The sequence below is a fragment of the Streptococcus sanguinis genome (genome assembly GCF_020729765.1).
Lineage (GTDB): Bacteria > Bacillota > Bacilli > Lactobacillales > Streptococcaceae > Streptococcus > Streptococcus sanguinis_Q.
In genome coordinates this window covers 17855-33202 of sequence record NZ_JAJEPD010000035.1, presented here as the reverse complement: position 1 = coordinate 33202, position 15348 = coordinate 17855, and the positions used below count along the sequence as shown (strand labels likewise).

Below are 15348 nucleotides of genomic sequence, written 5' to 3'. Positions count from 1 at the left end.
TTTTAGAAATGCTATCATGAAGTTTTTAAGATCTATTTCTTTGAATATAAAGAAAAAAGATTCACTAATGAATCTTTCCTCTTTTAATTCAGTATCTGAAATCTAAATTCTTAATTTTTAGTCTTCAGACTTTTTCTTCCTCTTCGCTAAGCCAAGCAGTCCTAAACCTGATACTCCCGCAAGTAAGCTTGCTGCTAAGTATGAGGTTTCTTCTGTACCAGTCTTAGGAAGGGATTTTGCACCCGCACTCTTAGAAAGTGATGGCGGTGCAGGTGTAATTGTCCGCTCTGGCTGAACAGGATTTTCTGTCACAGTCGGAACGTAAACCGCTGAAATCGTCTGACCATTGCGGTCTTTGCGAATCACTGTTACGCCGTCAGCTTGACCGACAAAGCCCGTTTCCGGTACAAAGGTCACAGTACCATCTGGCGCAATCGTGTAAGTACCTTGGCCTGGAACAGCCTTTTCGGTGCTGCCATCCTCGAAAGTTGGCGGAACGGTTGGATCCACATCTCCTTCAAAGATAGGTTTACCAGTCTGAGGCTGGCCTTTAAGCCCCGTACTTCCACTGTCTATAGTATCAGTGCTTCCCAATACAGTCGGAGTATAAGTCGCTGTTACGGCATTGCCATAAATATCTGAACGCTTCACGACAACTCCGCGAGCAGTTCCGACAAAGTCGGCTTCCGGCACAAAGGTCACTGCTCCCAGCATATTGAACCTGTAAGTTCCCTCACCTGGGACAACCATTTCGGTGCTGCCATCCGCAAAGGTCGGTGCTACTGCCTGGTCAATCGCCCCTTCAAAGGTAGGCGTGCCTGTTTGAGCTTGACCCTTGCGACCGCTAGATACACTGTCCTTGCTAGTTGATGGTTCAACTACGGTCGGAATATAGCGAGCCGTCACTGAGCTGCCATTCTTATCACGACGTACAAGGGTCACACCGCTTCCTTGACCAAGGAAATCAGCTTCTGGAGTGAAAGTGACTGTGCCGTCTGGTGCGATGGTGTAAGTTCCCTCACCTGGAATGGTCTTTTCCTTACTTCCATCTTCGAAAGTTGGCGCAATCGTTTCATCAATTGGAACCAATGGATCACCTGCTTCAAAGACAGGTTTGCCAGTCTGAACATGGCCCTTGATATTTGTAGATGTGGTATCTTTACCAGTTGGAGTTACCTTGGCGAACTCTGGACTGTATGTCGCAGTTACTGGAGTGCCATTTTTATCTACTCGTTTCACAGTGATTGGATCAGGTTTGCCTACAAACTGCTTGTCTGGAGTGAAAGTCACTGCGCCATCTGGAGTGATGGTATATGTTCCTTGACCTGGAATAGTCTTTTCCTTGCTTCCGTCGTTGAAGCTTGGCTCTACTGTGTCATCGATTGGAACTAGTGGATCACCACCTTGGAAAGTTGGGATGCCAGTTTGTGGAACACCTTGAGGGCCAGTGCTAGTTGCGTTAGTGCTAGTTGGCGTTACCTTAGTCACAGTTGGCGTGTAAGTTGCAGTCACTTCCGTGCCATTTTTATCCACACGTTTTACTGTGACTGGTGTTGGTGTACCAACATACTGCTTCTCTGGTGTGAAGGTCACTGCCCCATCTGAGGCAATCGAGTATGTTCCTTGACCTGGAATGGATTTCTTCTTGCTTCCATCTTCAAAGGTCGGCTCAACGGTTTCATCGATTGGAACAAGTGGATCGCCTCCTTGGAAAGTTGGGATGCCAGTTTGTGGAACACCTTGAGGGCCAGTGCTAGTTGCGTTAGTGCTAGTTGGCGTTACCTTAGTCACAGTTGGCGTGTAAGTTGCAGTCACTTCCGTGCCATTTTTATCCACACGTTTTACTGTGACTGGTGTTGGTGTACCAACATACTGCTTCTCTGGTGTGAAGGTCACTGCCCCATCTGAGGCAATCGAGTATGTTCCTTGACCTGGAATGGATTTCTTCTTGCTTCCACCTTCGAAAGTTGGCTCAACTGTTTCATCGATTGGAACCAGTGAATCACCACCTTGGAAGCTTGGGGTGCCAGTTTGAGGCACACCCTGAGGACCTGTACTAGTCGCATCGGTGCTGGTTGGGGTTACTTGAGTCACTGTAGGTTGGTAAACTGCTTCTGCTGTAGAACCATTCATATCCCTTACACGAAGACGCGCAGGAGTAGGCGTCCCATGGAAATCTGGTGCAGGTTGGAAGCTAATATCTCCATTAGTTTGAACAGTATAAGTTCCTTGTAGCTTGCCACTTGCATCATGAACAAGCAGACTATTAGATTGTTGAATTTGCCCATTAACTACGAATTGTGGTCCCTCTGGCGCTAAAGGCACCGTCGCATTCTGTCCATTAATACTTGCTTGACCTGGAGTAAAGTTTAGGTGACTCGTTTGAAGTTTCCCTTGGAGGCCAGTAGTCTGCATATCTTGACCTGTTGGAGTTGCGGCCTTAACTTCGGCTTGATAAGCAGCGGTTACTTCTGTCCCGTTCATATCAACACGTTTAACAGATTCAGCACTTGGACGGCCAGTGTAGCTAGGAACCGGTTGGAAGGTTACGCGACCTGCGTTATCAACCATATAAGTTCCAACATTCGGAACAACCTTAGTTGTTTGACCGTTATCAAAAGTTGGAGCAACTGCCTCATTAATTGGCACACGATTATCACCTGGTGTAAAAATCAAATTACCAAATTGTTCAGCACCTTGAATACCCTCAGAGTTTGCTCCTTGTGCTGTTGGAACAACACGCGTTACTGTCGGTTGATAGGTTGCACGGTGCTCTGTTCCATCGGTATCATACAATTGTAGGTTAACAGGGTCAACTGTCCCCACAAATGACTTATTCGGAGTGAAAGTCACACGCCCAGTAGCTGGATCTAACTCAAAAGTTCCCACTTCTTGGCCTTGCGAGGTTGCCTTCACGTTTATTCCAACAATACGATTGCCATCAGCATCCAAGAAAGAGACAGGATTCGTTGAAGATGGTTGAACAGGTGTCTTAGCAGGATTTCCATCATTAAAGACAATATCTTGCACTTGAGGCAAACCTTGGGAGTCCGTCGAACGATGTTCCGTGAAATTCAAAACAGTCGGAATATAGCGGGCATCCATGTTATTCAACTTATCGTTGATAACAGGCTCTCCATTATTCTTCGCAATCCAATCTGTACTTGCACCATTAGTATCAACACGGCGGATATTAATTCCTTGAGTAGTACCGGTATAGCCAGTGCTAGGTTCAAATATCACATCCACATTTGCACCCTTGGCTGTTACTTTATATCGTCCCTCAGCAGTATTGTACCAACCGTCGCCATCTGCTGCTAATGTATTGCCAGCATTGTCCAAAACAAGAGGTGCTACAGTTGTATCAATAGCCGCTTTCTTGCTTTCATCATTTTGATCAATACCTTGAGGTGTAAACTGAAGAGTAGCTTTCTGAGGCTGGCCGATTATTCCCGTACTTTGCCTCTTATCACCTTTTGGCGGATAGGTCAAGATGACTTCTAAGTCTTCAACTTCCCCACTAAAGGCTGTTCCCGTAGGTTTTTCAATATCTCCCTTATTTAGGGCAATGCGGACCCGCATTCCCAGCTTGCTAACTGCAGGATTGGTCATCGCTGGATTATTCTTAAAATTAACAGTATAGTCACCAGCCGTTGTTACTTCAGTAAATTCGCTGGCCTCATTTTCATCAAAAACACCGTTTTGATTGAAATCAATCCAAGCACGAACATAGGCCTTGCTATTACCATTGGCAGAGGCTTGCAAGCGAACTGAGTAGTCACCATTTTGAAGACGATTGACTCGGAAAAGGTTATTCGTCTTACCTGTCAAATCAGAAGGCAAGAGCTGATTAACCCCTTCGTCTGCGTGATCAGTATCGTCATCATGCCTCCAGTCATTACCCGAAGTAGTATCAATATCAGCTTCAACTCGACCCAAGAATGGCTGAGGAGTTCTTGCACCTGTATTGGCATCATAACCAGAAATAGCATGAACAGCATTTCCATAAGAAGCTGGTGCATCCCCCTCATCTACTACCATAAAACCAATCATAGCAGCTTGCTGACCAGAAGAAGCAATATAAATCCCAACTTCTGAAGCACCACGTGTCATCACAATCGGAACTGTGTGATCTTTAGAAGTATTAGGACCAAAGACCTGAGAGCCCAAGCCTCCTGTTTTTTGATCTGGATTAGTAAAAGCAGTCCAGTCGATTACAGGTATAGTCGCATTATCTCCTATATATTGACCATATCTGTTAGGGTTCATCGGTGCATAAGTTTCGGTAATTTCCCGACCGTCTGGCAGGACACGTTTCCATTCTGCCAAGTGTTCCCATCCTTGGCCATTGGTCGTGAAGATAGCATATTCCCCTGGGTTGGCTTCTTCTCCATCTGCCATGATAACTGTTGCTTTTACAGGTTTCCCAAGGTAAGTCGCTTCTACCTTGAATTTTATACCGTAGCTAGCACCATTTTTAGGAACTTGTAATTGAGTCTTTCGGCCATTGGTGTTAATCCCTTGGTCTCGGACAGATGTCCATTGATTCTGCTCCGCTCCTATAATTTTTGGTCTAGCTGAATCTCCCTCAGCTTCTTGCTTTTTATAGTCTTCATTTACATACCTGAACCAAGTGTTTTTCGCATTCGGATCATAGCTATTTTCATACGCAGTACCCTTGACGCGGTCACGATAAATCTCTGTTGAGTGGAAAGGTTTTAATTCCGTCACTGTCAGTTTGATACGATAGCCTGGTGAAATTTCTTTTTCATAGACAGTACCAACTTTAAAGGAATCGTCCGTATCTAAGTTGCTGATGGCACTTTTATCACCAAGATCCAGCCAGTTAATCTGCTTCATCAAGTCTGTCGGGTTCTTTTTTTCAGAATCAGCCAAAGTAGGCTTCTCAATGGTGTTGTTAGGGTCACCATCTCGCAGACCAGTAGGTGCCGCATCCCGTCTTACGCGACGAGAGCGACTAGGCTGAGCTGTCTCTGTAGTCCCTGCCGGTTGAGCAGGAGCTGGTTGGGCATTATCTTCAGTCTTAACTTCTGCAGGAACAACAGCTGGTGCAGAGGTAGTTTCTGTCGCTGGCTGCTCACTTGTTGACTTGCCATCTGAATCAGGCCTTGCAGTCGCTACCGCAGACGCATCTTCTGCTTGAGCCGCGAAAGTGGCAGGCTTACTTTCCTCAGCTGGTGAATTTACTGATTCTGCAGTACTTCCTGCGGAATCTGCTGTACCTGATTGCGAAACCTCGCTTTGGGCATCAGAACCAACAGTTTCATCAGCGCTAACCTGTGTTGCTGCTCCCAAAAGAAGCAAGGTTGATAAGAGCACAGAACAAACACCGACGTTTAGTTTCCGAATCGAAAACTTACGCAGGTGAGGATTAAATAAATCTTTTCCCATAATAATCTCCTAAATAATCATTTAAATTGCAGATTTTATTATACACTATTCTATTTTAGTTATCCATATATATAACTATAATTGTAAGAAACCAACATTATAATTAGACACTTTGTTGAAAACAGTCTATTTTTAACAAAAAAAGAGGAAAGATCCATAAACGAATCTTTCCTATTTTGATTTAGCGGTTAGAAGCTAAGTTCTCACCTCTTAGTCTTCAGACTTTTTCTTTCTCTTCTCTAAGCCAATCAGTCCCAAACCTGATACTCCCGCAAGTAAGCTTGCAGCTAAGTATGAAGTTTCTTCTGTACCTGTCTTAGGAAGGGATTTTGCACCCTCACTCTTAGAAAGAGATGGTGGTGCAGGCGTAATCGTCCGCTCTGGCTGAACAGGATTTTCTGTCACAGTCGGAACGTAGACTGCTGAAATCGTCTGACCATTACGATCTTTGCGAATCACTGTCACACCGTCAGCTTGGCCGACAAAGCCCGTTTCCGGTACAAAAGTCACAGTGCCATCTGGCGCAATCGTGTAAGTACCTTGGCCTGGAACAACCTTTTCAGTACTGCCATCCTCGAAAGTTGGAGGAACGGTTGGATCTACGTCGCCTTCAAAGATTGGTTTACCGGTCTGAGGCTGTCCTTTAAGACCCGTGCTGCTGGTATCTTCTGCGGCAGTACTTCCCAAGACAGTTGGGGTATAGGTAGCCGTCACAGCATTGCCATAAATATCTGAACGCTTCACGACAACTCCGCGAGCAGTTCCGACAAAGTCAGCTTCTGGTACAAAGGTCACTGCTCCTAGCATATTGAACCTGTAAGTTCCTTCACCTGGGACAACCATTTCGGTACTGCCGTCCACAAAGGTCGGTGCCACTGCCTGGTCAATCGCCCCTTCAAAGGTCGGCATGCCCGTTTGAGCTTGGCCCTTACGGCCACTAGACACACTATCCTTGCTAGTTGATGGTTCCACCACGGTTGGAACATAGCGAGCTGTAACTGAGGTACCGTTCTTATCACGACGAATAAGAGTCACACCGCTTCCCTGACCAAGGAAATCAGCTTCCGGAGTGAAAGTGATTGTACCGTCTGGTGTGATGGTATAGATTCCCTCACCCGGAATAGTCTTTTCCTTGCTTCCGTCTTCGAAGGTTGGCGCAATCGTTTCATCAATTGGCACCAATGGGTCACCTGCTTCGAAGACAGGTGTGCCAGTTTGAACATGGCCTTTGATATTCGTAGAGGAAGCATTTTTACCAGTTGGGACTACTGCTTTCACTATTGCTTGATATTTGACAATAACAGGAGTTCCGTTAGCGTCTAAACGAATCAATCCCAGTTCTGACGTTTCACCCTTGAATTGTTTTATCGGGGTGAAGATCACCTTGTTATCCGCATCCACTTCGAACTTACCAACATTTGGCACTTCTTTAATATTCTTTCCGTTACCAAAGAGTGGAGTCGAACCAGCTGGGAATGGAACTAATTTATGTCCTGGCGTAAAAGTCACTTGACCTTTTTGAACCTGACCTTGCAGACCTTCTGTCTTGGTACCAATACCTGTCGGAGTTACCTTGGTGAACTCTGGACTGTAGGTCGCAGTCACTGGTGTACCATTTTTATCTACTCGTTTCACAGTGATTGGGTCCGGTGTGCCTACAAATTGTTTGTCTGGGGTGAAGGTCACTGCTCCATCCGGAGTGATGGTATACGTTCCTTGACCTGGAATGGTCTTCTTCTTGCTTCCATCTGCAAAGGTTGGCTCAACTGTCTCATCGATCGGAACTAGTGGGTCTGCACCTTTGAAAGTTGGAGTGCCGGTTTGCGGAAGACCTTGTGGGCCAGTGCTCGTTGCGGTGGTGCCTGTTGGAGTTACCTCTTTGACTACCGCTTGGTACTTAACTGTAACAGAGGTACCATTGACATCAGTGCGAGTCAATTCAAGTTCTGGCGTTTCACCCTTGAATTGTTTGTCTGGAGTGAAAGTAACCTTGCCGTCTGCGTCCACTTCAAACTTTCCAATATTTGGTACTTCTTTAACTGTGGAACCATTGTCAAATAACGGAGTCGAACCTGCTGGGAATGGAACAGAATCATGGCCTGGAGTGAAGGTAACTTTGCCTTCTTGAACTTGGCCTTGCAAGCCTTCTGTTTTAGTGCCGGTACCTGTTGGAGTCACCTTAGTAAACTCTGGACTGTAAGTCGCAGTTACTGGAGTACCATTCTTATCCACACGTTTAACAGTGATTGGATCAGGTTTGCCTACAAACTGCTTGTCTGGAGTAAAGGTCACTGAGCCATCTGGAGTAATGGTGTAAGTTCCCTGACCTGGAATGGTCTTTTCCTTGCTACCATCGTCGAAGCTTGGCTCAACTGTTTCGTCAATCGGAACCAATGGATCACCACCTGCAAAGGTTGGGGTGCCCGTTTGAGGAAGGCCTTGTGGGCCAGTGCTAGTTGCGGTAGTTCCTATTGGGGTCACTTTCTCAACAGTAGGCGTGTACTTAGCCGTCACTGGGGTACCATTCTTATCTACTCGCTTAACAACAACTGGGTCTGGTGTTCCAACAAATTGCTTGTCCGGTGTGAAAGTGACAGATCCATCTGGTGTTACTTCGAAGATTCCGACATTTGGAACTTCCTTGCGTTTGCTTCCATCATCGAAAGTCGCTGGAGTATCATTATCCAGTGGTACATTCGGGTCGCCACCAACAAAGTTTGGTTTACCAGTTTGTGGACGGCCTTGTGGGCCAGTGCTGGTTGAGGTGGTACCTATTGGAGTTACCTCTTTCACTACCGCTTGGTACTTGACGGTTACTGATGTTCCATTGGCATCCACACGAGTCAATTCGAGTTCAGGTGTTTCACCCTTGAATTGTTTGTCTGGAGTGAAAGTCACCTTGCCGTCCGCATCCACTTCGAACTTACCAACATTTGGCACTTCTTTAACTGCGGTACCATTATCGAATAATGGAGTTGAACCTGCCGGGAATGGAACTGAATCATGGCCTGGAGTGAAGGTGACTTGTCCTTCTTGAATTTGACCTTGCAAGCCTTCAGTCTTAGTACCGGTGCCTGTTGGAGTTACAGCAGTCACAGTCGCTTGGTAGTTAGTCTTAGCTACTGTACCATTGACATCGGCACGGCTGAGTTCGATTTCTGGAGTTTTGCCTACAAAGGTTTTGACTGGAGTAAAGGTAACATTACCCTCCATATCAACCTCCAACTTACCGACTTTGGCAATTTCTTTGACATTCGTGCCAGTATCAAAGACTGGCGTGTTATTCTCAGGGAAACCTACTTGCGGACTTCCCGCTTCAAAAGTAATCTTACCTTTTTGAACCTGGCCTTGCAAGCCTTCTGTCTTATCACCAGTACCTGTTGGAGTTACTTTCGTAAATTCTGGACTGTAAGTCGCAGTCACTTCCGTGCCGTTCTTATCTACACGTTTCACAGTGACTGGATCTGGTTTACCAACATATTGTTTTTCAGGTGTGAAAGTCACTACGCCATCTGGTGCAATGGTGTAAGTTCCTTGACCTGGAATCTTTTTCTCCTTGCTGCCATCTTCGAAAGTTGGCTCTACTGATTCATCAATTGGAACTAGTGGATCACCACCCGCAAACGTTGGAGTACCGGTTTGTGGAACACCTTGAGGACCAGTGCTTGTTGCATTAGTACCTATTGGAGTTACTTTAGTAAACTCTGGACTGTAAGTTGCTGTCACTGGTGTGCCGTTCTTGTCCACTCGCTTAACTGTGATTGGGCCTGATTTACCCACAAATTGCTTGTCCGGTGTGAAGGTCACTACGCCATCTGGAGTAATGGTGTAAGTTCCTTGGCCTGGAATTTTCTTCTCCTTACTTCCATCGTCGAAAGTTGGCTCAACTGTTTCATCGATTGGAACTAGCGGGTCCGCAGCTTTGAAGGTTGGAGTTCCTGTTTGCGGGATACCTTGTGGACCGATGCTCGTAACGGTGGTAGCTGTTGGAGTTACTTCTTTCACTACCGCTTGGTATTTAACTGTTACTGAAGTACCGTTGGCATCCACACGAATAATTCCTAATTCTGGTGTTTCACCCTTGAATTGTTTGTCTGGAGTGAAGGTCACAGTGCCATCAGCATCTACTTCAAACTTACCGATATTTGGTACTTCTTTAATATTTTTTCCGTTACCAAATAGCGGAGTCGAGCCTGCTGGGAATGGAACTAATTCATGGCCTGGCGTGAAGGTGACATGACCTTTTTGAACCTGACCTTGTAATCCTTCTGTCTTATCACCAGTACCGGTCGGAGTCACAGCGGTCACAGTCGCTTGGTAGTTGGCCTTGGCTGCTGTACCGTTGACATCTGTACGGCTGAGTTCAACTTCTGGTGTCTTACCGACAAACGTTTTGACTGGTGTGAAAGTAACATTCCCCTCTGTATCAACCTCGAACTTACCGACTTTGGCAATTTCTTTTACAGTAGTACCAGTATCAAAGACCGGTGTGCTGTCGGTTGGGAAGCCGACTTGCGGACTTCCTGCTTCAAAAGTAACCTTGCCTTTTTGAACTTGGCCTTGAAGCCCCTCCGTCTGAGCACCTGTCGCTCTTGGAGTCACTTTCTCAACAGTTGGCGTATACTTGGCTGTCACAGGAGTGCCATTTTTGTCCACTCGCTTAACAATAACCGGATCTGGTGTGCCAACAAATTGCTTATCTGGGGTAAAGGTGACAGAACCGTCTGGTGCCACTTCAAAGATACCGACATTTGGAACAACCTTGCGCTTGCTTCCGTCATCGAAAGTAGCCGGAGTATCATTATCCAGTGGAACTCCCGGAGTGCCACTCACGAAGTTTGGCTTGCCTGTTTGTGGACGGCCTTGCTCACCAGTGCTGGTGATATTTGTTCCCGTTGGAACCACTTCTTTCACTACAGCTTGGTATTTGACGGTGACAGGAGTGCCATTCACATCAGCTCGAACCAATGTCAGCTCAGGAGTGGTTCCCTTAAACTGCTTGTCTGGCGTGAAAGTAACCTTGCCATTGGCATCCACTTCAAATTTACCAACGGTTGGAACCTCTTTAACAGTCAAACCATTGTCAAAGAGCGGAGTTGTTTCAGCCGGGAATGGTACAGAGGCATGACCAGGTGTGAAGGTAACATGACCTTCTTGAACCTGACCCTGCAATCCTTCAGTCTTATCACCAGTACCAGTCGGAGTGACTTTCATGAACTCTGGACTATAAGTCGCAGTTACTGACGTTCCGTTCTTATCGACACGTTTTACAGTAATTGAATCTGGCTTTCCTACAAACTGCTTCTCTGGCATGAAGGTCACTGCGCCATCTGAAGTAATGGTGTAAGTTCCTTGACCTGGAATAGTCTTTTCCTTGCTGCCATCTGCGAAGGTTGGCGTGACTGCTTCATCAATCGGAACTTGCGGATCACCACCTTGGAAAGTTGGGGTACCAGTTTGCGGGATACCCTGAGGACCGGTGCTAGTCACATTAGTACCTGTTGGAGTTACTGATGTAACCGTCGCAATATAAGTAACTTTCGCTGCAATACCATTTGCATCTTTGCGAGAAATGCTAATTTCTGGCGTTTCACCCTTGAACTGTTTGTCTGGCGTGAAGGTGACATTGCCCTCTCCATCTACTTCAAACTTACCGACTTTAGCAATTTCTTTTACATTCGTACCTGTATCAAAGACTGGCGTGCTGTTGGCTGGGAATCCGACTTTTGGATCGCCAGCTTTAAAAGTTACACGGCCCTTTTGAACTTGGCCTTGCGGACCTTCTGTCTGATCTCCAGTTCCCGTCGGAGTTACAGCAGTCACAGTCGCTCGATATTTGGCCTTAGCTACTGTGCCATTGATATCTGCGCGGCTGAGTTCAACTTCTGGTGTCTTACCGACAAACGTTTTGACTGGAGTAAAGGTGACATTACCCTCTCCGTCCACCTCGAACTTACCGACTTTGGCAATTTCTTTCACATTCGTGCCGGTGTCAAAGACTGGGGTGCTGTTTTCTGGGAAACCAACTTGAGGACTTCCTGGTTCAAAAGTAACTTTTCCTTTTTGAACTTGACCTTGAGGGCCTTTTGTCTGAGCACCTGTTGCTCTTGGGGTCACTTTCTCAACAGTAGGCGTATATTTAGCTGTCACAGGAGTGCCATTTTTGTCCACTCGCTTAACAAGAACTGGATCCGGTGTACCAACATATTGCTTGTCTGGTGTGAAAGTGACAGATCCATCTGGTGCCACTTCAAAGATTCCGACATTTGGAACGACCTTGCGCTTACTTCCATCATCGAAAGTCGCTGGAGTATCATTATCCATCGGTACATCTGGGTTACCACTGACAAAGTTTGGCTTACCTGTCTGTGGACGACCTTGTTTACCAGTGCTGGTGATGTTTGTCCCTGTTGGAGTAACAGCAGTGACTGTTGCCTTGTAGATAGCTGTAGCTGTGCTACCATTCGTATCTGTACGAGTAATCCTGATGTCCGGCGTAAGGCCTTTAAATTGTTTCTCTGGAGTAAAGGTTACATTTCCATCCTCATCCACTTCAAACTTACCAACAGTAGCCACTTCTTTAACAGTCGAACCATTGTCGAAGAGCGGAGTTGAGCCAGTTGGAAAGGCCACCGTTTGTTTTTGACCGTTGACTTGCGCAGAACCTTCTGTGAAGCTGACTTTGCCTCGCTGAACTTGGCCTTGTATGCCACTGGTTTCAGCATTCGTCGCACTTGGTGCTGCTGCTTTTACATCAGCCTGATAGGTAGCTGTTACTTCTGTTCCATTGACATCTAGTCGCTTGACAGTCTCTGCCGCTGGACGTCCAGTATAAGTCGGCAGTGGAGTAAAGGTTACTAGGCCTTGATTATCCACCTGATAAGTGCCGACACCAGCAACTGTTTTAGTTTGGCTGTCATTATCAAAGGTTGGCAACTTCTTGCTATCAATAGGCACACGATTATTGCCCGGATTGAAGGTCAGCTGTCCTGTCTGAACTGCACCTTGAATGGCCTCGCTGCTGGCACCTTGAGCAGTTGGTCTGACAGGTGTCACCTTTGGCTGATAAACAGCTTGATGCGGAATGCCTTTGCCATCAATCATTTGAACAGACACAGGGTCTACAGTACCAACAAAGTTTTTGTTTGGTTTGAAAGTAATCTTACCTGTTGCAGATTCGACTTCAAAACGACCGACTTCCCGACCATTTGATAAAGCTGGAACTCTAGTATCATCTGTAGTCGTTCCATCCGCTTTCACAAATTTTACTGGATTTGCTGCCGTCGGACTTGCCGGAGTTTTGCCAGCATCACCATCATTAAAGACAGGCGTCTTTTCTTGCGTTAATCCTTGAGCATCCGTTGTTTCATACTTAGGAACATTCAGCACAGTTGGCACATAGCGTCCATCCATCGTATTCAGTTGATCATTGATGACTGGTTCAGCCTGATTTTTGGCAATCCAATCCGTACTTGCGCCGTTAGTATCGAAACGACGGATGTTAATTCCCTGAGCTGTGCCGACAAAGCCTGCCTTAGGCTCATATACCACATCTACATCAGCACCGTTTGCTGTTACTTTATAACGGCCTTCAGCAGTATTGTACCAGCCTGCTGCATCAGCAGTCAGGACGTTTCCTCTCGCATCCAATACAATCGGAGCTTTAGTAGTATCAATCGCTACTCTCTTATTCTCAGTATTTTGAGCAATCCCCTGCGGAGTAAAATGAAGAGTGGCTGTCTGTCTCTGATCACGGATCCCAGTACTTTCCTTCTTCTCACCTTTTGGTGGATAAGTCAGTTCAACTTCTAGATCTTCCACCTCACCACTAAATGCTGTTCCAGTAGGCTTTTCAATATCTCCCTTGTTCAAGGCGATACGAACACGCATTCCCAGCTTGCTAAGTTCAGGATTAGTCATAGCTGGATTCTTCTTAAAGTTGACAGTATAATCTCCCGCAGTTGTTACTTCGGTAAATTCACTGGCTTCGTCTTCGTCAAAGACACCATTATTATTGAAGTCAATCCATGCGCGAACATAGGCTTTTTCGTATCCGTTAGCTGAAGCATGGATGCGGAGAGAATAATCTCCGTCGTGCAGACGGTTTACTGGAAAAAGACCATTAGTTTTCCCGACTAAATCATCAGACAAGAGCTGATTAATACCTTCATCGGCTAAATCATTCTGATCGTCATGCTTCCAGTTGTTTCCAGATGTGGTATCAATATCAGCCGCAACACGGCCCAAGAATGGCTGTGGATTTTGACCGCCAGTTTCTGCATTGTATCTTGAAATAGCATGAATCGCTTTTCCATAGGAATCCGGTGCATCACCTTCATCAATTGCCATAAACCCAATCATCGCAGCCTGCTGACCAGAAGAAGCTATGTAAATACCAACCTCTGAAGCACCACGAGTCATCACAAGTGGAATTGTATTGTTTCTAGAAACGTTCGGTCCAAATACTTGACTTCCCAGTCCGCCAGTCTTTTGGTCAGGACTGACATAGGCCTGCCAATGAACCCCAGTACCGTCATCTCCAATAAATTGGCCTTCTGTAGTAGGCTTCATTGGCTTATAGGTTTCTGTAATCTCAGTCGTCACACCATTTGCGTCTGTAACTGTACGCTTCCACTCGGCCAAATGTTCCCATCCCTTACCATTGGTTGTAAAGATAGCATACTCACCAGGGTTTGCCTCTTCTCCATCAGCCATGACAACTGTTGCTTTAACTGGCTTCCCACGATATCTAGCTTCAACTTTGAATTTCACACCATAGTTGGCTTCATCTTTAGGAACCTGCAGTTGGGTCTTACGACCTTTAGTATCAATTCCCTCTGACTTAATAGCTGAATATTGATTCTGAGCAGCACCAGTAATTTTAGGACGGTAATCATCACCATACCAATACTGATAAGCATAATTATTGCTATTGGTGTATTGAAGCCAAGTATTTTTTGCATTGGGATCATAACTGCTTTCGTACTCAGTCCCCTTTACTCGATCACGATAGATCTCTGTCGCATAGAAAGGTTTCAATTCCGTCACAGTCAGTTTGACCACATAGCCCGGTGAAATCTCCTTTTCATATACTGTTCCAACTTTAAACGAGCCATCTTTATCTAGATTTCTCAGTGATTTCGTATCACCAAAATCTAGCCAGTTCACTTGCTTCATCAACTCATCAGAGCGTTTTCTTACTGATTCTTCCAGTGTTGGTTTAGAAACTGTAGGATTAGGTGTTGCATCTTGTATAGCAGAGCTAGCTTGACCAGCAGGACTGGCTGTACGGAATGAAGTTCCTGTCTCCATTGGCTGTCCGTTACGATCAGACCTTGGCATAGCCGCAGAACTTGGTTTTGGCGTATATTGCACTGAATAAGAGCGCGTCCGACTAGCTTCAGCAGGTCTTGCTTCATTAGAGGTCTCAGCTGTCTGATTAGCTTCTTGTGCCTTTTCAGATGTCGCTTGATCTGGAGCTGCAGCTGGACTTACCAGCTGATTTTGATCAGCACTTGCTTCTAAGTTAGCTGCTTCAGAAACTGCAGATGTTGCTGTATTCTCAAGAGCAGGCTGACTGACTGTCTGACTCACAGCAGAGTCCGTTGGTTTTTCTGGCAGTGAGATATTATCATCTACAGATCCGCTGGCAGTTTCATCTGCATTGACCGTAGTCGCAGTACCTAAAAGGAAAACGGTAGATAATAATACCGAGCAAACTCCGACATTTAATTTTCGAATCGAAAACTTGTTTAAATGGGGGTTAAATAATTCTTTTCCCATAGAATCTCCTATATTAATATTTAATAGCAATTGGTATTATACAACATTTATATTTAGTTAGCCATGGATATGACTGTAGTTGAGGGGCATAGTGTCCAAAAATAGACACATAAAAAAAAGACTCCATTTTTATAGTAAAAAAAGAAGATCCGC

The 15348-nt window shown here is 45.7% G+C and carries 2 protein-coding genes; both read right to left on the bottom strand.

Annotated elements, in window-relative coordinates; genetic code table 11:
* Positions 1–117: 117 nt before the first annotated feature.
* Entirely contained in the window at positions 118–5412 is a 5295-nt protein-coding gene (locus tag K4H96_RS04900) for a CshA/CshB family fibrillar adhesin-related protein (RefSeq protein ID WP_223336716.1), read from the bottom strand.
* Positions 5413–5622: 210 nt separating this feature from the next.
* Positions 5623–15195, bottom strand: a complete 9573-nt coding sequence (locus K4H96_RS04895) for a CshA/CshB family fibrillar adhesin-related protein (protein WP_223336715.1) — start codon at positions 15193–15195, stop codon at positions 5623–5625.
* Positions 15196–15348 lie beyond the last annotated feature (153 nt).

Bases quoted from the DNA above. Each gene is read 5' to 3' on its own strand.
- K4H96_RS04900 (WP_223336716.1), bottom strand. From the start codon at position 5,412: ATGGGAAAAGATTTATTTAATCCTCACCTGCGTAAGTTTTCGATTCGG.
- K4H96_RS04895 (WP_223336715.1), bottom strand. From the start codon at position 15,195: ATGGGAAAAGAATTATTTAACCCCCATTTAAACAAGTTTTCGATTCGA.